The organism is Roseibium sp. MB-4, assembly GCF_053005265.1.
Genome location: NZ_JBRKQB010000003.1, coordinates 122078 through 141262, shown reverse-complemented (window position 1 = coordinate 141262; position 19185 = coordinate 122078). Strand labels below are relative to the sequence as shown.

General features: G+C 53.5%; 11 protein-coding genes. 7 read left to right on the top strand and 4 right to left on the bottom strand.

Features of this window, described 5'->3' with window-relative positions:
- Positions 1–85: 85 nt before the first annotated feature.
- The 5 genes from ACVDG4_RS17185 to ACVDG4_RS17165 all read left to right on the top strand — a co-directional run bounded on the left by ACVDG4_RS17185 (position 86) and on the right by ACVDG4_RS17165 (position 6812).
- Entirely contained in the window at positions 86–1453 is a 1368-nt protein-coding gene (locus ACVDG4_RS17185) for an O-antigen ligase family protein (RefSeq protein ID WP_447236013.1), read from the top strand.
- Between the two features lie 183 nt (positions 1454–1636).
- Positions 1637–2938 (top strand): polysaccharide biosynthesis/export family protein, encoded by a 1302-nt coding sequence (locus tag ACVDG4_RS17180; RefSeq protein ID WP_447236012.1) that lies wholly within the window; start codon positions 1637–1639, stop codon positions 2936–2938.
- Positions 2939–3022: 84 nt separating this feature from the next.
- On the top strand, positions 3023–4516 hold the full coding sequence (locus ACVDG4_RS17175; protein WP_447236011.1) for a Wzz/FepE/Etk N-terminal domain-containing protein: 1494 nt from the start codon (positions 3023–3025) through the stop codon (positions 4514–4516).
- Positions 4513–5784: a glycosyltransferase family 4 protein gene (locus ACVDG4_RS17170; RefSeq protein ID WP_447236010.1), complete on the top strand. Its 1272-nt coding sequence runs from the start codon at positions 4513–4515 to the stop codon at positions 5782–5784. The genes ACVDG4_RS17175 and ACVDG4_RS17170 overlap by 4 nt, the downstream gene beginning before the upstream one ends.
- Before the next feature lie 98 nt (positions 5785–5882).
- Positions 5883–6812 carry a glycosyltransferase family 8 protein gene (locus ACVDG4_RS17165; RefSeq protein ID WP_447236008.1) on the top strand — a complete coding sequence of 310 codons (930 nt, stop codon included), beginning with the start codon at positions 5883–5885 and terminating at the stop codon, positions 6810–6812.
- A gap of 88 nt (positions 6813–6900) precedes the next feature.
- Here ACVDG4_RS17165 and ACVDG4_RS17160 read toward each other — a convergent pair whose 3' ends face one another.
- From ACVDG4_RS17160 to ACVDG4_RS17150, 3 genes are all read right to left on the bottom strand, one after another.
- Positions 6901–7548, bottom strand: coding sequence for a class I SAM-dependent methyltransferase (locus tag ACVDG4_RS17160; protein ID WP_306147979.1), 648 nt, complete (start codon positions 7546–7548; stop codon positions 6901–6903).
- A gap of 132 nt (positions 7549–7680) precedes the next feature.
- The gene (locus tag ACVDG4_RS17155) at positions 7681–8631 is read right to left on the bottom strand and encodes a glycosyltransferase family 2 protein (RefSeq protein WP_306147978.1); all 951 of its coding nucleotides are present in this window, start codon (positions 8629–8631) and stop codon (positions 7681–7683) included.
- 34 nt (positions 8632–8665) lie between these two features.
- Entirely contained in the window at positions 8666–10021 is a 1356-nt protein-coding gene (locus ACVDG4_RS17150; RefSeq protein ID WP_447236007.1) for an oligosaccharide flippase family protein, read from the bottom strand.
- Between the two features lie 294 nt (positions 10022–10315).
- On the opposite strand from ACVDG4_RS17150, the gene ACVDG4_RS17145 reads away from it, so the two are divergent.
- Entirely contained in the window at positions 10316–11152 is an 837-nt protein-coding gene (locus tag ACVDG4_RS17145; RefSeq protein ID WP_447236006.1) for a WecB/TagA/CpsF family glycosyltransferase, read from the top strand.
- Positions 11153–11236: 84 nt separating this feature from the next.
- Entirely contained in the window at positions 11237–12529 is a 1293-nt protein-coding gene (locus ACVDG4_RS17140) for a glycosyltransferase family 4 protein (RefSeq protein ID WP_447236005.1), read from the top strand.
- A 43-nt stretch (positions 12530–12572) separates the two neighbouring features.
- Here the strand turns inward: ACVDG4_RS17140 and ACVDG4_RS17135 are convergent, their stop codons facing one another.
- On the bottom strand, positions 12573–19001 hold the full coding sequence (locus ACVDG4_RS17135; RefSeq protein ID WP_447236004.1) for an SDR family NAD(P)-dependent oxidoreductase: 6429 nt from the start codon (positions 18999–19001) through the stop codon (positions 12573–12575).
- Positions 19002–19185 lie beyond the last annotated feature (184 nt).

Below are 19185 nucleotides of genomic sequence, written 5' to 3'. Positions count from 1 at the left end.
AACAGAATCTCGTTATTCCAAAGCGGGGTTCAGGTAGTATCAGCTGAAATGACAAAAAAAGCCTGAATTAGGGTCGGTGCGAATAGTGAAGATAGCGTTCGTTCTCATCGTTTTGTGTTGCACGCTGCCGCTAGCGCTTCTGGTGCGGCGGTATGAGATCCTTACGCGCATCTTCTGGATTTCCTTTGGCGCCGCAGCTTTTTTCATGACCACCATACCGCTACTTGATATCGGCGTTATTAACGCCCCCGATGGTTGGGTTGGTTTTGTTTACGGCATCGAGATTTCGATCGTCGATTACCTAGCGGTAGTGGCGTTTTTCATACTTCCACGCCACCGCACCTCTTGGCTGCTTTTCTTGCCGTTCGTTGTTTTCACGGCCGTTGCAGCAACATCAGTCCCGAACGCTGCCAACCCGACAGTCGCGTCCTTCGGGGTCTGGCAATTTGCCAAAATGGCATTTGTTGCAGCAATCGTCGCCCGTGCCTGCGCGTTTGAAGAGGTGCCCTATCTTCTCCTGCGCGGTATGGCCCTTGGAGTTATGGCCCAATTGGTCGCGTCCCTGTGGCAACGGTTTGGGTTAGGGTATACTCAGGCTCCTGGCTTGTTCTTGCACCAAAATACCCTTGGGATGATCGCTCATTTCGTCCTTTACCCGTTTCTTTACATGCTCCTCACCCAAAGCCGGGGCACGATCTGGAACGGTCTGATTATTCTCACCGTCTTGTGCTGCATGCTGCTCACCGCTTCCCGCGGAGCAGTCGGATTCACGGTGATCGGCATAGCCCTCACTTTCATGATCGTCGCTCTGACCGGTCTTACCAACCGTATCATGGCAGCCGCCGCCCTCGCGGGGATCGCAGCTCTTGCGCTTGCACCGGCAACCTATCTTGTTTTCGAAAAGAGATTTGAAAGCGCTGCTCTAAGCGAAGATGTTTATGACGAGCGCGCAGCGTTCAACAGGGCCGCAGACCTCATAAGGGACGATTTCCCTGCAGGAGTTGGCTTCAATCACTACACCTATACACTCAAGCGGTATAACTATTCCCAGCTTGCCGGTGTTCATCAAAACGAAGGCAACATCAACAACATCGTCCATGACGCTTACAGGTTGATAGGTGTAGAAACCGGACGGGCGGGCCTGCTTTCATTCTACGCTTTGCTGGCAGTGCCATTGGTTACCGCATTTTTTGTTGGTTGGCGCCGCCGCTTGATGCCCGATGGCGGGCTACTTCTGGGGTTTGGCACGGCAATGCTCATCGCCTACCTCCATTCTCTGTTTGAATGGATTTTCCTAATCAAGCAGGTGCAGATCGTGTTTGCCATCGTAGTTGGAATGACATTTGGCATTGCTAGCCGTCGATATGCGGACGAGACGTCTATACAGACCAAGGTTGCAAGCGAAAATCCAGTCGCCACCTTCACGTTCAAAGCGGGGGCTTTGAGCAAATAGGCACGGCCACAATTGGCTCTGGGTTGGGCGAACGGGTGTATAGGTTTCCGTAACCATAGAAACCGATATACTGTCACAATTTTCAATGGTCAGATTTCATTTGGCCCGTTTTTACAAATTTGAACTAAATCTGACACTCAGAGTGCTACGATCAAACCAGACGTACATGTGGTGGAGTAGGAATTGCGGCTTTATCCGAACACAACAGCACGGCGATTTCCACTGCGGATAATCGGTGTTCTATTGGTGCTGTTTCTGGCGCTACCGATATTTGCTTTGGGCGGATCGATTCCGACAAAGGCTGACGAATACCGCCTCGGTATACAGGACAGGCTGCGCATCTATGTGGCGGAGTGGCCCGCCCTTACCAATGAATTTGAGGTCGGCGCATCCGGCAGTGTGGTGTTACCCATCGTGGGTGAGGTGGATGCAGCCGGGCTTGAACCGCGGGAGCTCGCCACAGAAATCGCTAAACGTCTCCAAGAGCAAGCCAAACTTCGCTCACTCCCAAATGTGGCTGTCGATATTTCCGCTTACCGGCCGTTTTACATTCTTGGAGCAGTCACATCGCCGGGCGAATACGCGTATCGGCCTGGGATGCTGGTGCTCAACGCTTTGAGCATTGCCGGGGGCGTTTATCGTCCGCCAAGTCAGTCAGAGTGGGGCCTTGAAAGCTCTGCCATCAATACATTGGGTGAATTGCGAACCCTCAGAAGCGAGGCGGCCGACCTAGAAGCGGAAAGGGTCCGTTACGAGGCTCAAGCAAAAGGGGAAACCGTGTTTCCGCCGCTCCCAGAAGATGCGCCGCCAAATCTTACGCGTGCGCTCGCCGAGCAAGCTCAGCTGTTTAAAGCCTCACTGCAGCGTTTTAATAATGAAAAGAAATCACTGACAACGGCAATTACCCTCTTTAAAGGCCAGATCACCCTGCTAAATCAGCAGCTGGAAGATGCCAAACTCAAGCTGGATTCCTTTCAGACAGAGCTGGAAAAAATCCAGGACCTGATCAAACAGGGCTACGGGTCACCCCGTTTGCTGCCGCTCAATCGCGAAATAGCAGACGGACAGCTAGAGAAAAAGCGGCTTGAAGTGGAACTCCTGCGCGCAGAACAAGAACTCGAAGCCGCGCGGATCGAGCTTAGGGATCATGAAGCGAACTATCTAGACGACGCCGAAACGCAACTTGTCCGTATAAGGTCCGAGTTGCGCGCCAATCAGGAGCGGGTCAAGACACGGGAAAGCCTGGTGAATTCCGCGAGTGGCTTCACAGACCGCCAGCGGCCAAATAGTGAGCTCAGTTTGCCCCAAAGCCTCACTTTCACGATCATTCGGACGGTCGACGGTGAAGTTCAAACACTGAACGCTGAGGAAACGACAAGCGTCAACCCCGGCGACATTGTGAAGGTCGCACGCTTTGGAGACGACGACCTGTCTGGAGCCATACCTCAGAGAGTGTCATCTGGCAGCCTTCGGCTTGGAGAATAAGACAAAGTGGACGTTTCTTCTCTTCCAAAAACAGCCGTCAGATCGCTGCCAGTGTCAAACGGATCGACGTATGACTGGCAATGGATGGCGCGCGCTTTAATCGAGCGCCTATGGGTAGTCATTCTCATCCCGGCAATCTTCGGCGTACTGGCAGTCAGTTATGTGCTTGTCAGGCCTGCGACGTTTCAGGCAACCGCGACACTTGATGTCGTGAACTTGCGCCTCTTGCCCGGCGGGGGTTCCGGGGTGTTTCTACCTGAAGCGCAAGCCTTGCCGACGTTTCTCGATACCCAGCAACAGATCATCGGGTCCACCTCAATCATTATAGCTGCAATCGAGACGCTGGAAGGCACAGCGGCAGATAATGAAGCCGATGACGTGAAGACCGTCTCGGATATTGAGGAATTGGAAGCCTTCCGTCAGAGGCTGATTGTTTCCCGCATCGGGCAAAGCAACCTGATTAACATCAGCTTTCGGTCCGACGATCCGCAAACATCAGCAAACACTGTAAATGCAGTCGTTCATGCGTATCTGGCAAAACTGGAGCAGGACCGGTTGGAAACCGCGGAAGCGGCAAGCGGCTGGCTTCAGGAGCAACTTCGCTCTGTCGGACCAAGAGCGACGGTGGTGTCGGCAGCCTACCCGCCCATTCACAAGAGCAACACCCGAGGTCTGCTTATCATTGCCGTCGCTGGTGTCATAGGTGGATTCATCGGTCTATTTGCAGCCCTGATATTGTCTTTCTTCGACACGCGCATTCGAAACCCGGAGCAACTCGCAAATGTCATTGGTCAGCCTTGCCTTGGAGTAGGCAAAACCAGTTCCCGCACGAAACAGAAGGCTGGAACTGCGGACAACAAAATGGAACTCCGGCCGGCTTCTGCCAAAGTAGAGGTTGATGACTCAGCCTTGTTTAATGTTGCATCGTTGATACAAAGTTCGACCTCTGAAACTGGCAGCCGAATGCGCTACATTGGGGTTACTTCGCTGCAAAAAGAAAGCGGCAGCGCTTTGGTCTCCGAACAATTGGCTCGCCTCATTTCAACACCCGATCATAAAGTTCTTCTGGTCGACGCAAACGCATATAGCAGTGCCACTTCGTCAGAAAACCGTGTCACTGATGGCGAACGCGGTCTGATCGACATCATTATGGGCGACGGCGAGCTGTCCGAAAAAGCTGTGAAACGGGAACCGGAGACCGGTCTCTCGACCATTTCCATTGGCACAGTTAAAAACTCTCAACGAGCTGGGCAGTTGATCTGGTCAGACAAGTTGCGGGAATTAAAGCCCTCATTCCGGCAGTATGATTTGGTGGTTTTCAACTTGCCACCATTGTTTGCGTCAACGGACGTGGGCGCGGCGTCGAAGTACCTTGATTCAATCATTTTCGTCGCAGAATGGGCAAAGACATCACAAACGGATCTGGCGACCGCGCTTGCACTAAACCCTTCAATTCATAAGAAAATCATTGGCTCCGTACTGATAAATGCCAAAGAGAACCCATTGATCTTTTTGTTTTCTCCGCTGGCAAACTTCTTACGGAAACAAAGGACTTTTCTATCCGGTACCGCCAAGTGACAGCGCAATCGACGCATTCCCCCAAGCCTGACAACGGTGCCATCGGTTACATCCTAAACACATATCCAGTTCCGAGTGCGACATTCATCCGGCGGGAGATTCACGCACTTGAAAATCTCGGGTTCAAGGTCACACCGTTTGCCTGCCGGCGTTTTGCCGGTGGCCTTGTTGATCCGAAGGATCGGAGCGAGGCTGCGCGAACTGAATATTTGCTTGATGGAAAACTTGCCGACCTGCTTCTGGCGTCCATCCGAGAGATTTTTACAAACATTACCGGCGTTTGGCGCACCCTGCCGATTTGGAAACAGCTGCACTCGAACGCCGAAGGCGGTTTCGTCCGGCACGCAGCTTACTTGATGCAAGCCGCGAGCCTCCGCCAAAAGGCGAGCCGGTCCGGAATCCGTCATCTTCATGCACATTTCGGAACCAACGCCACTGCCATTGCGATGCTGGCGCATTCCCTGGGAGGACCAAACTACAGCTTCACAGCACATGGCCCGAATGAGTTTGAAAATCCGGAGGCTCAGAGTTTTGCGCTGAAGATCCAGAATGCGGCCTTCGTATTGGCTATTTCGGATTATTGCAAAAACTTGCTCTCCAGCTTCACCCAAAGGCCTGAAGACAATGAGAAAATTCATATTGCGCGCTGCGGAATAAAACTGGATGACTATACTCCGCAGCCCCCCGTCAGCGCCACAAACAACACCTTTGTCTGTGTTGGACGGCTGTGTCCGGAGAAGGGTCAAGTCCATATTCCGTTTGCCGTTTCAGCTTTGAAAGCGGATTATCCCGATATCAAAGTCATTCTGGTTGGCGACGGAGAGAGCCGCGCTGATGTGGAAGCTGCGATCGAAGAACATGCGGTAGAGGACCATGTCGTCTTGCACGGGTGGGGCTCAAACTCGGAAGTCCAGGACTTCATAAAGTCGTCACGCGCCCTTGTTCTTCCCAGCTATGCGGAAGGCCTTCCGATCGTCTTGATGGAAGCTTTGGCCCTGACCAGGCCCGTTATTACAACAACCATTGCCGGCATACCGGAACTGGTAAATGCCTCATGCGGATGGCTTATCGAACCAGGCGACGAAAACGCGTTGGCGGAAGCCTTTCGCTCGGCCCTGTCAGCCGATCCCAAAACACTCCAGGAGATGGGTGAAACAGGGCGCCAGCGCGTCACCGCCATGCATGATATCAGTGATTTGGCACAGGCCCTGTGCGAGCACCTCAAATCACATGAACATGACAACGTCCGTAGGACACCGCACATCTAAAGACTCAAGCGCATACGTCTTGCATTCCATTTTTCACAGTTTGCAAGACATCCGATGTCAACACAGAGATACTGGCCGCTGTTTTCATGGAGAAGAACTTGTACGCAAACATTGCAGCATGCGCCGATACAAAGGTCCTTCCAGGTTTGGCCGTCACTATTCGCTCGTCATTGGAGCACTCAAGTATACCTTGCCGCATCCACGTTTTAGCTGATCGGCTCTCAGAACAAGATAAACAAAAGTTGTCTAATTCCTGGAAACCCCATCCGATGTGCGAGGATGTAGTATTTTATGACATTGACTATCAGAATATCTCTAAATTCCGCTCAACTATGTATCTAAAGTCAAAATCTGCCTATTCGCGATATTTTATTTCTGACTTTTTGGGAGAAGAATCAAAATGCATTTATCTTGATTGTGATCTGTTGGTGCTCCGCGATTTGGCTGAATTGAACGCAGCCAACATGCACGGGAAGACGATAGGTTCTGTTCGTGATATTTCCGTACGGACCGCTGATCCTCACCTCTTCATTGGTGAACGGCTTCAGCTCACTAATCCATACGACTACTTTAACAGCGGTGTTTTGATTATCGATCTTGATCGCTGGCGGAAACTTGATGCCAGAAACCGTTTGGTCGATCTGACGCTCGAACGTGCTGACACTTTTCATTCGCAAGATCAGGACGCATTAAACGTATTTTTCGACGGCGACACCGAATTTCTGGATCCTGTCTGGAACACGTCACAATACGAACGGCCGGATACCGTGGAGAACCGCATCATACACTTGATAGGAACGGTGAAGCCTTGGCACGCGAGATACAAAGAAAAATTGAGCGACCCTTATCATCGAACCGAGATCTGGGACCGCTTTTATGATGTGTTGGATCGCACAGCCTACGCTGGCAATCGGCCCTGGGATCCAGCCGGATTGGGTGTTGTAAAGGAAACCATTGAAAGCAAAATCCCGAAAATGGATATGGTTACTGGCAAGATCAGACGGACACTCCAGAAGTTTTTGAACTGATCAGATTAAAGGGTTAAGCGCCTCGGCAATTGTCAAAGACGTCTCTGCACGACCAGCATCAATGAACTATTTCGTTTGTTATGGACCGTCATGGCGCTGAACTGCGAAACGCACTGTAGCTTTTGGTGAACCCAAATTTCCGCTCAGTCCATATCGCAGCATCTGGGAAGAGTGCGAGCATCTCCCCTCGCAAAACAACCGTGGTGCCCAACATCATATTCGTCCAAGCCGGCAAGCTTTTGCGCCAACGCTTCATGAAAAAACGGCGTACGGATTCAGGGTAAAACCACCAAAAAAACATGTGACAATGCGCTTCCATAGGAAACCAGATTGAAGGTGTCTGCACCCAGTACCTAGGCGCCAGACGGCGGACTTCTCTGGCCATCTCAGACCGTTTTGTCTTGTCTCCGACATGTTCAATAACGCTATTGGAAAAAACGATATCGAAGCTGTTGTCTGCAGCAAATTCGACGTTGCATGCATCCCCTTCAACCAAAGTGATGCGATGATGGGACTGTGGCACTGTTCGCGGATTGTATCCTGGGAGATTTAAGATCGTTATATCCAACGGAATCGGGCAATTCTCCCAAAACTCAGGCACACCGCCTAAATCCAGTACGCGTTCTCCATTTCGTATTCCCAAGTGACCGATAAAAGCCTGCATCCGGTAATTGCGCGTCTGTTTTGTGAACTTTTTTTTCAATGGCTCGGTAATGCGCGACGTCACAAAATGCATTTCCCAATACCTCTAAAGACCAACATTTGCATGAAAACCAAAAGACAAATTTCGCCGTTAGATTAACCCCAGCCAGGCTCTTTCAATTTTTGTCGCTGAAAATGGCAAACAACTACGATCTGCACACAAGCACTACTTATATTCAATTATTTTGCTATTTCGCATCAGAAATCTGTTCCAATAATGTTTTAGGACACCTTGAAACTCGGCAAACTTTCCGATCAGTTCATAAAACCCAATAGCCGCAGGACGGCCCGCCCGAAATGACCGGAGCATCAGCCGAACAAGCTGCAGCGGATAGAGCAAGAACAACAGTAAGAACGCCGGATGGATCATCCCGGCAACAACAGTAACACTTGGCAACGCGCCCCCCCAAAGAACCGCCCGGAAAACGTTGCGTTGCCAGATCCTCTTCGGTGAGTTCCGGTGCCGCCAAGAAACCTCAGCGAATGCGTGCCCTGCTCGAACCGAGCGTTTCCACCATTGGGAAAAACGCTGCAAGTCGGCATCGTGGAGGGTCATTTCGGCATCAAGCCGCCAGATCCTCCAGTCCTTCTCCCGCAACCGCAGGCACATCTCTGGTTCTTCACCGGCGATCAAGTCATCACGGTATCCGCCAGCTTCGTCGAAAGCTGCCCTGCGGATCAGGCAGTCTCCACCGCACTCCTGCCGCTCGCCAATCGGAGTATTCCATTCTAAGTCGCACATAGCGTTGTAGATGGTGGCGTCGGGAAATTGTTCCCGCCGACGACCAAAAGCAACTGCGACTTCGGGGTGATTTTTCAGAAAATCCAAGCTGGCATCTAACCAACCGGCATTCAATTGGCAGTCACCATCCATGAACTGGATGAAAACGGTATCCGGGAACTGTTGAACAAGCCTGCGATAGCCTGCATTCCTAGCACGGGCTGCCGTGAACGGGCGGTCTGCTGGCAGAGTTTCAACTTGAAAACCTGCTTCCTTAGCCCAGCTGACGCTATTGTCTGTCGATCCGGAATCGACATACACCACCCGATCAGACACCCCCTGAAGGGATTTTATGCAGTTCCGGAACCGCTCCCCTTCGTTGCGGCCAATGATCACGATCCCAATTGTCATCTGCGCTGGCCTATCTCCATTACACTCCGCCAGCGGAAAGGAGCGGTAAAACGGCGTCGAGCGAGGAGCCGTAACCCGCCGCACTCCTGCCCCACATCAATCCTGCCGTCGCTACGACAACAATCGCAGTCATCGCCAGATCATGCAAAAGAAAGGATGTCTTTTCCCGAAGAGACCCAATTGCAAGCGGAAAATACCGAACGACCTCACCAACCGCCAAGCCGATCAATGCCCCAGGAAGTCCCATCCATTGATAGCCAATGGGAAGCAAAAGAAGAATTCCAGCCAGCTTCAAAGCGTTTGCCACGACACCGTAGACCGGCTTACTGAGGCCCAAGAGCGTGTATTCTGAAAAAGCGGATAGAATTGCGCCCCAGGTTCCGATGAGAAGCATGGCCAGGATCCAGCCTGCATCGGAATAGCGCGGATCGTATATGATCCACACCGCCGCATCGGAAAAGGCGATGCCACAAGCAACCCCGAGGGCCGCGAGCGTCAATAGTTTTGTTCTGAGTGCCAAAAGGCCTGATCTTATCTCAGTACGGGTAGCTGCATGCTGCGAGGAGACCATGGGGAAGATAAGCGAATACCCCAGCCTTCCGGCCAAAAATGCCGGTAGGTCTGCTATTGTTCGGGCGATGGCATAGATGCCGACAGTCGCCAAAGGAATGGTCTTTGCCAAATACAGTTTGTCGAAGTTCATGCAAAGAAATGACAACAAGGACGATAAAAACATCCATTTTCCGAAGGAAAAAATCTCGCGCACATACACCCGGTTCCACTCAAACCAGTTTCGCGCTCTTGGTAAGAGATAGCTGAGCCCGACCCGAAACACAGCCGCGAAAAGGCCCGAAATCAGGATCGACCAGATTGTCGGGCTCATGTAGGCGAAAAAGATGATCAAAACCGCCGTCACAAAATCACATGACAGCTCGAACATATTCGCACGTCCAAACTGCAAATTCCGCTGCAGATAAAAGATAGACGTCGAAGACAGACCAAGAAAAATGATCGTTACCGCGCTCAGCTGAATTGCAGTTGCCGGTATGTCATATAGATTTGCCAACGGGTAGGCCGCGATCGACAGTATCGAACACAGAATGAGAGACCTGACAAATTGCAATGTCCAGGCAGAGTTTTGGAAAGACTGATCATCAGCGTTTCGGCTGCGGACGACATTCTGTGCAATGCCCACGTCGGTCAGCAGTTCGATGCCTGATCTGAACGTTGAAAGCACCATTGCGATGCCGAAGATTTCCGGCGTGATAAGGCGCGACAACACCACATTGGAGACGAAACGTATTCCTGTCGTTCCACCAAAGGAAGCGATTGTCCAAATCGCACCGGTCATCGCTTTTTTTTGCGTAATCGCCACTTGGGCTAGGCCCCTCGAAAAACGGTTGAGATCGCCTCATAGATCGAACGAGAAGCTCCGTCACACATACGCATGCATTTTCCAACTCGTTACTTCATGGAACTGTGCTTTTCGGTCTAAAACCGAGGTAGCAAGTTGTTAAGAATTCATTCGCGATCTGATTGAAGATGGCTCAAAGACTGTATATCTTTCAGCAGGTTAAAAAATTGATCTTTTTTGATCAAAAAGCAGACCCGCCTGCAGTTTGTTAATCTCGATCACATATACGCAACATATTGAGATTTCTGAGATTTCATGATCGCAGGATTCAACCGACATCCGACGAGCCATATGCCGAACCGTTCTGAGCAAAAACCTGAGGATTCGCTGACCGCAGCGCCTGCCTCGCCGTTCTCCAAACTACAGTTCATCGGATTGGAATTCGATATTGGCAAGCAGGCCGACTGGTTGTCGCTCATCTTGAATTCGAAGCCTCAGACGTTCGAATATTTCGTCACTCCAAACGTCTATCATGTCATCCTTCTGGAACGCGATGACGAGGTGGCATCGGCTTATAAAGACGCATTCTGGAAGGTCTGCGACAGCAAGATCTTGAGCCGCCTGGCGAATTCCCAGAAAATGAATCTCAGGGTTTATCCTGGTGCCGATATTGTGCAGGACCTTCTGGCGGACCCCAAAGCTCAAGACTTGCGTTTTGCCGTTGTCGGCCCCGATCTCTCCCAGATAGAGATACTGCGAAACAGGTATCCGGGGGTGGATTTGCAGCACATCCCGTCTGGCTTCATGGACCGAGGCGCACAAGATTGGGAGAAAGCTCTGACAGCTACTGAGGCCTGCGATGCGGACATTTTCCTGATTTGCCTGTCTTTTCCGAAGCAAGAGTTTTTTGCCCAGGATCTGAAACGCCGGGGCAGTACTGCAGGTATCGGCCTGTGTGTCGGTGCGAGTATTGATTTTTTGACTGACCGGCAAAAGCGAGCACCGGAATGGGTTCGCGCCTGCGGAATGGAGTGGGCTTTCCGTTTGTTGGCAAACCCGAAACGGATGTGGCGGCGTTATCTTTGGGATGGCCCTAAAATCATCTGGATGTTTTTGAAATGGCGGCACAAATCCGCCACTACTATGAAGTAATTGGTCTTGGTTCGAAACCGATCAGAATCCGCGTGTTAGCAGGATTACAGCTAAAAGACTAAGTGTCCGTCCCAGGAGTTATAATTGAAGAAACCCCGTGTTCTGATCCTTGCTGATGATTGTAATCCGGATTGGCCATCGCTTCCGGTTGTTGGATACAAGTATGCACTTTCCCTGGCAAAATTCTGTGATGTGACCATCGCCACCCACGTCCGAAACAGGGAAAACATCGAAAAGGATCCGCGCTCAAAAGGCGCCGACTTCCGCTATGTCGATAATGAATACGTGGCAAAACCAATCCATCGCTTCTCAACCTGGGTCAGAGGCGGCGGGAAGGTGGCCTGGTCGCTAGGAACGATTTTTCACTATCCGACATACCTTGCTTTTGAGTGGGAAGTTTGGAAAACCTTCAAGGACGAGCTGCAATCCGGCGAATTTGATTTGGTGCACCGGATCACACCCATGTCGCCCACAATGCCCAGCTATATCGCGGGCAAATCGCCAGTTCCGTTTCTCATTGGTCCCTTGAATGGCAATTTGGACTGGCCAAAAGAGTTTCGCTCCGAGCAAACACGGGAAAAAGAACGGGCGCGGGTACTCCGGGACTTTTACAAATACCTGCCCTATTCTTCTGCAACGTACAAAAATGCCGCACTGATCCTGGCTGCTTTTGATCATACCGCAAGGGATTTGCCAGAAGGAGCGGCCTCGAAGGTTGTGAGCTTTCCTGAAGTCGGCTTCGACCCTGAATGGTTTGACGCAACGGACCGGACGCCAGCATTTTCCGGAGAGGGACCGTACAACTTTGCATTCATCGGGCGGCTGGTACCCTACAAAGTTCCGGAGGTGGCCGTTCGGGCCTTTTGTGAAAGCGACATCCTGGCAGAGCACAAACTTCACATCGTTGGCGACGGCCCCGAAAGGGAACGGCTAGAAGCGATCGTCGAGCAAACAGGGCGGAGCGATAGCGTCATCTTTCACGGCTGGATAGAGCAGAAGGACGTCGGCCAGTTCTTCCGATCCGTAGACGGGTTCGTTTTTCCTTCAATCCGCGAACTTGGCGCGGGCGTGGTGGTCGAAGCAATGGCGTCAGGCTGTGTGAATTTCGTCACCAATTATGGCGCGCCGGGTGATCTCGTATCTGAAGATCGCGGCTTTCGAATCGAATTGAACACACTCGATGCGATGGTCGCCGGCTATCAGCAGGCAATGGAAGAGGCTGTGACCAAACCAGCCGACCAGCTTTCAAAGGCCAATTCAGCCGTAGAGTACGCTACAGACTGCTTTACCTGGGATCGCAAGGCAGCGCTGACTGTCCCGTATTACGAAGACATGATCGCCGGCCGGCCAATTACAGACCGCCGGGATTACTCCTGATCTGCGACAGGACCAGTTTTCACTAGCACCACCTGATCCAGCATCACTCAGCCGCAATCCCGGCCTTGTCAGAGCCAAGTGCCGCCGCCGTCCTTGCTTCCAAGGATTTTCTCATTTTACTGGCAAGCACCTGAATATTCGGATTGAGAACCATGGAATCGTGATCCCCTGGCACCTCAACAATCGACAGTTCTGAAACAAACGGCGACCAGCCGTTGTCTTCGCGAAGAATGTTCAGACCATCTTGAAGGCGGCGGCCACCGGAAATTTTATAGAGAACCTCAGCTTTTGGCCGGTACAGGACAACCGGCCCGCTATATGGCCGAACCTCATAGGCATCATGCGCCCGCATGAAAGCCCCACGGATCCGTTCGTTGTTAAAGCTTTCTGCGGTTACTTGATCCCTAGCCGCATTCTGTTGAGCTTCTGTTCGAGCACGCCACTCTCTCCGGCTGCGCAACCAAACACTGAAAAACTTGGTCTTATTCTTTTGAAGATCCTGCCACTTGATCATCACGCGATCGACGAGCGACAGGTGAACTTTCTCAGGGACAGGCGTGTCCAGCAGAATGACTTCGGCAACCTCTTCCCCTTGTGCAGTCAGCTGCTGGGCCATTTCATAGGCAACGATCCCACCGCCTGAGAACCCGCCGAGAACATAGGGACCGTGCGGCTGGGCTTGACGGATTTCGGCGAGGTAATCCCTCGCCATCTCTTCGAAGGTTTCGTGGGGCTCTTGATTTCCGAAAAGGCCACGGGCTTGTAACCCGTACACCGGTCGGTCGCGCCCCACGAGCAGGGCGAGCTGGCGTAGGTTCAAGATATTCCCGAACATGCCAGCACAGATGAACAAGGGCGTCGCCCCCGTTCCTGGTCCCTTGCTCATCGAGACCAGATGCACCGTTTCATCGGCTTTTGCAGTTTGTTCGGGTTTCGCCTCCGCAGAGACATCTCCTTCACTTACGACACCATGCGAGGCCAGCAACTCGGCGCATTCGGCAATTGTCGGAGCGTCGAACAGGACGGACATGGGCAGATCGACGCCGTAAGTCTGGCGGATCATCCGGAACAGACGGACCGCGATGAGAGAATGCCCACCGATATCAAAGAAATCATCGTGAACACCGATCTTCTCAATTCCGAGCAGCTCGGACCAGAATTCGGCCAGCTTGATCTCACGCGGGTTTCGAGGTGCCTCGTAGGCGCTGTCAAGGTCCGGACGGTCAAAGAGCTGTCCCTCCTGGACATCTCGCGATTGCGCCTCGGCCTCGGCATTTTTTATGAGCAGATCCAGCGGCATGGTCGAGATGATCGGCTGTGTTTCGCCGGTCGCCAACGCCCTTTGCAGGGTCGCAAATCCTTGCTCGGGTGGAATGCCCTGCTTGACTTGCGCCGCCAGTTTGTAGAGCGCGGCAGCATCCTGGCTTGCCCCGGTTTTCACATCCTTTGCAAACCCGGTGTCATTTGACAGGCGTTTTACTGTCAAACGATCAGCTTCAAGTACAACCGTCCCATCCGGCCGCATGACGGTAATGTCAAAACTGCCGAAACCGTCGCCGTAAGCATTCTCATCGACAAATCGGACATGGGCGATCACATCGGATGGCAGCGGTTCATAAAGGCGTATCGCAGAGTAGGAAACGGGCGCCCAAAGAACGCCTGAACTCTTGAAGCCTTCGATAAGTTCCATGGCACAGCCGGTCGCAATATCGAGAAGACCGGGGTGGGCAAGAGTTGTTTCCGTGTAATCTGTCTCGAAGCCAGCCGGGGACGTCAGGCGTGCCAGCGCTTTACCGTGCCCAAGCGACAGACTGCGCAACACATCCCATCGCGGTCCGAACTTGATATGATGCGCCTGAGCCGAGGGTATCGTTGCATTGTCCGGTGCTGTGCGCACATCGGTCCAGCGCAGCTCAGCTTGAAGGTCTTCAAGTTGCACAGGCAGTGGGACGGATTTTAGCGGACAAACCAGAGCTTCGGCGTAAACCTCGATCTCGGCGGACGGATCATCTGTTTCAGTCGCCGCGACAATGGCTTTCAAGATGCCATTTCCCTGGGCTTCGAACCGGACGCGTACGTACCGGGGTTGGCCGTCGTCCACACTGAGCGGTTTGAAGAACACAAGATCGCGGATATCCGGACGCTGATCCAAATCCAGTTCCGAATAGGCTTGCGCGATCAGCTCGATGTACCCGGTGCCCGGCAGGATCGCATCGCCTGAAACGAGCCTGTGCTCATTCCACATCCAGTGCTTTTGCGTGCTGGCCGTGAATTCCAGCCAGCGCGTGCTGGAAGCATCAGTTATCCAGCGCTCGAACAAGGGGCCCTTGGCCGCCCCAAACGTTGTTGCCGTCTTTGAAACAGCCGCCTCACCCGAAACCGCGCGCGCGGCCAGACCAATCTCGCTCCAGATACCCCAGTGAACCGCGACCGTACTGCGGCCCCTGTCCTCGCTCTTGCTCTCGGCATAGGCGTTCAGAAACGCATTGGCAGCGACGTAATCAATCTGGCCAATGGGCGCAGTGTCCGTGCTGGTTGACGAGAACAGCACCATCAGATCCAACGGCTCGTCGGCAAACGCCATGTCCAGAACGCGCGTGCCCTGAACCTTGGGCGCCAGAACCTGCTGTGTATTTTCAAGGGTCTTCAGTTGGACGAGATCATCATCGACAATGCCGGCTGTATGAAGCACGCCGTTGATTGCCCCAAACCGGGCCTTTGCTGCGGCAATAGCTGCGCCAATCTCTTCCGGGTTGGTAACATCAGCTGGAACATAAAGCACCTTCGCACCCAGCGCCTCCAGCTCTGCAAGGCGGGACAGTGCTTGGACACCCGGATCCTCACCGGAATGCGTCCGCAGATAGGTTTCCCGATCCTGCTTCTCCGGCAGGCTACGGCGTCCGACCAAAACGATGTTGGCATCATGGTCTTCAACAAGGGCCTTTGCGAAAATCATCGCCAGATCGCCAAGACCACCGGTAATGAGATAAGTGCCGCCCTTTTGGAACTGCCCTTCGAATTGCCCGTCTTCCAAGGGCAAACGCTCATGGATACGCTGCCACCTGCGGCTTCCCCTATGGGCCACAATCTCACTGGACGCTTTTGCGAAAAGCTCGTCCCACAGATCGTCGAGCGCTCCCTCGTGCTGCTGGTTGTTCGCAGCCGCTGAGATTTCCAAGTCAATCAGGCGAACCGAGAGGCCGGAAAGCTCTTTTGGCAAGACCTGAACCGGACCGAGCAGCGTCGCCTTTGCCGGATACACGATAAGCTCGTCCCCAACGCGCATCATCCCGTTTGTCAAAACGGTAAGGTGCGCTTCTTCGAGGGCAGATTGCTCATCAAGCGCCTGGGCGAGGTAAAGCAGACTGTAAAAGCCGTCTTCCTGCATTCGTTCAAAGAAGTTGGAACCGGGCCGGTGGCTTTCGTCCTGGGTCAACAGCCAGCCGTGCACGATGTTGCCGGGAAAGGGGCCGTCCTCTAGGATCCCGGTTACCAGGGCGTCATAGCCCGGTCTGCCTTCCTCACTGCACAGTATGTAAGTGTGCGGGTCAACCTTGGCGAACACATCGCCGCGCTGCACGGTGGTCACCTGATGCCCTGCGCTCTTTAACCTGCCGGCAAGCTGTTCTCCGGTGCCGGTATCATCGAGAAAAACCAGCCAGGACCGAGGCTCCTTGTCTGCGCCTGTGACATAATCTGGAACCGACCGTTTCCAGGCCGGACGGTACCCCCAGTCCCGCATGTCCTTTTGGAGCAAGAGAGGAATATCCGAACCCGCCTGACCGTCCTGCCCAACATTGCGTTCGACAAAATAATGCTGCCGCTGAAACGCATAAGGTGGCAGCGAAACGCGTTTGGGGTCAAAGTCCCGCCAGCAACGCGCAACATCCGCCTTCAAGCCTGCGGCCCAGCATCGTCCGGCGGCAGTCAGGAAAGACAAACGGTCATCTGCATCATCGTCGGCATGCGGCAGCGTATTGAAGACCTGATTGGCGGCCACATCCGCTTGCAGCTTGGCCAGCGAGGACAGGGTCTTTCCCGGACCAACCTCGATGTAAACCCGGTTCGGATCTGCACTTAGGCGGGTCATGCCGGCGCCGAACTGAACAGTCGAGCGCAGATGCCGGACCCAATAAGATGGATCACGGGCCTCCGCATCAGTGAGCCAGTCTCCGGTGAGATTGGACAAGATCGGGATCTGCGGCCGATTGAGTGCAATGCTACGCAAGTACTGTTCAAACTCGGGCAGGATCCCCTCAAGCATCCGCGAATGCGCCGCTATATCGATGGCGATCCGGGTTGCGTCGATGTCTTTTTCAAGGAGCGCCTCCCGAAATTCTTCCAGATCTTCGTCCCGCCCGGAAACAACACAAAGCTCCGGCGCGTTTACGGAAGCCATATCGAGAGATTCCGGCATCAGCGCCCGGACTTCGGTCTCACTCAATGGGATACTGAGCATTCCGCCCGGGTCGACTGTGTCAAAGAGCTTGCCGCGGAGATGAACGAGGCCAACAGCGTCGCGATAACTGAGGACCCCAGAGATACAGGCAGCTGTATTCTCGCCCATGGAATGGCCGATCAATGCCGTCGGCTGAACGCCCCAGCTCATCCACAAACGGGCCAGAGAAACTTCCAGGATCAAGATGGCCGGCAATTGCAGGGACGGCGTCAGGAACTCCTCGGCCGCCTGCCCAAGATCAGAGCCCTCCGGCGGGAACCAAAGCTCCCGGATCCGGGCGGCCGTCTCATTGGGAAGGAAAGCCAATCCTTCATCGACAGTCTGGCGGAAAGAACTGTCTTCCTGATAGAGCCGCCGAGCCATGCCGGGATGTTGCGCCCCGCCCCCAGGAAAGAGGAACGTTGCGGTGCCGGGATGATCCCCTGCCTGATGATGGGCAAGCCTCTTGGGCTGTTCACCGCGCAAGACGGAAATCGCATCGGCGCGCCCCCGCACTGCTGCGATCTGACGGTTTTCGAACGGCTTCCGGCCATGAAAGAGCGTTTCGGCCATGCTGGCCAAAGGCAATGACGGATCATTTTCCAGGGCATCCGCAAGACGGGCGGCCGTGTCTGCTAGACCCTTTTTTGCCTTGACCGACAAGAGAATGAGTTGAGGCTCATTGTCAAACTGCCCACTGTCGTCGGCGATCATCGGCGCCTTTTCCAGAATGACGTGGGCGTTTGTTCCGCCAACGCCAAGTGAATTGACAGCGGCCCGCTGAGGGTAGACGCCTACTGGCCAGGGGGTCAGCGTGTCATTGACGACAAACGGGCTGTTCGCAAAATCGATCGATGGATTGGGCTTTTCGTAGCCGAGGCTTGGCGGTATTTCGCCATTCTTAAGCGCCAATGAGGCCTTGATCAGGCTGACAACACCGGCAGCGGTATCGAGGTGACCAATGTTAGATTTCACGGAACCGACACGGCAATAACCGGTTTGGCTGGTGCTTTGACGAAACGCCTGGGTCAGGGCTTCTATTTCAATCGGATCGCCGAGATATGTGCCGGTTCCGTGACATTCGACATACTGAATGGTGTCGGCTTCGATCCCGCCGAGCGCCTGCGCCTCGATGATCGCTTCCGCCTGTCCGGTCACGCTCGGTGCAAGGTAGCCTGCCTTGCTGTGACCATCGTTGTTGATGGCAGATGCCTTGATCACAGCATGGATATTGTCGCCGTCGGCAATTGCGTCCTCGAGACGCCGCAGGACAACAACCCCAACGCCGCTGCCAAAGATCGTGCCAGCGGCCCGATGATCGAACGGTCGGCAATGTCCGTCCGGCGAGAGGATTTCGCCATCCTGAAAGACATACCCGCGGCGATGCGGCAGTTCGATGGTCACACCGCCGGCCAGAGCCATATCGGATTCGCCGTTCAACAAGCTTTGACAGGCGTAGTGGACCGCAACAAGCGAGGTTGAACAGGCTGTCTGGACGTTGACACTCGGGCCTTTGAGATCGAAAGCGTAAGAGGCGCGGGTCGCCAGAAAGTCCTTGTCGTTACCGGTATGGCGAAGCAGGAACATACCCACCTGATCCATCAGCTGCCGGTCACTGCAGACGTTGAAATAGAAATAGCTGCCCATGCCACAACCGGCATAAACACCAACAGGACCTTCGATGGTTTCCGGCGGACGCCCGGCATCTTCGATTGCTTCCCAGGCACACTCGAGAAAGTGCCGGTGCTGCGGATCCATGATCGCGGCTTCCTTAGGACTCAACCCGAAAAACTCCGGATCGAACAGCTCCATATCTGGAATATCCGCCGTCCGGGGAATGTAATTCGGCTGTGCGGCCTTCACCGGATCTTCGCCAGATGCTTCGAGTTCGGCGTCGCTCAGCGTGCGCACCGATTCAACACCGTTTCTGAGATTTTCCCAGAATTCGCCGGTGTTCCGTGCGCCTGGAACACGAAGAGCCATCCCGACGATTGCAACATCGTTCAGGCCGGCATCGGTTGATCCTATTGTCATTTCAAGTTTCCGGAAACGGGACTTCGCCTCAAATTATTAAGCGGACCATACCTGTAAATATTTAGCATAGTGTTAGGCCAACTGAGAGAGGCATACGAAAAGCTGGTTTCACGTGACCCGAGCTTGATTACCAAAATAAGCGTAAATTTCGGGATCAAATCTTAACAAATATTAATAAATGAAC

What these genes read in the sequence shown, in the direction of transcription:
- ACVDG4_RS17175 (WP_447236011.1), top strand. Translation starts at nt 3,023, where the DNA reads ATGGCGCGCGCTTTAATCGAGCGCCTATGGGTAGTCATTCTCATCCCG.
- ACVDG4_RS17160 (WP_306147979.1), bottom strand. Translation starts at nt 7,548, where the DNA reads ATGCATTTTGTGACGTCGCGCATTACCGAGCCATTGAAAAAAAAGTTC.
- ACVDG4_RS17145 (WP_447236006.1), top strand. Translation starts at nt 10,316, where the DNA reads ATGATCGCAGGATTCAACCGACATCCGACGAGCCATATGCCGAACCGT.
- ACVDG4_RS17135 (WP_447236004.1), bottom strand. Translation starts at nt 19,001, where the DNA reads ATGACAATAGGATCAACCGATGCCGGCCTGAACGATGTTGCAATCGTC.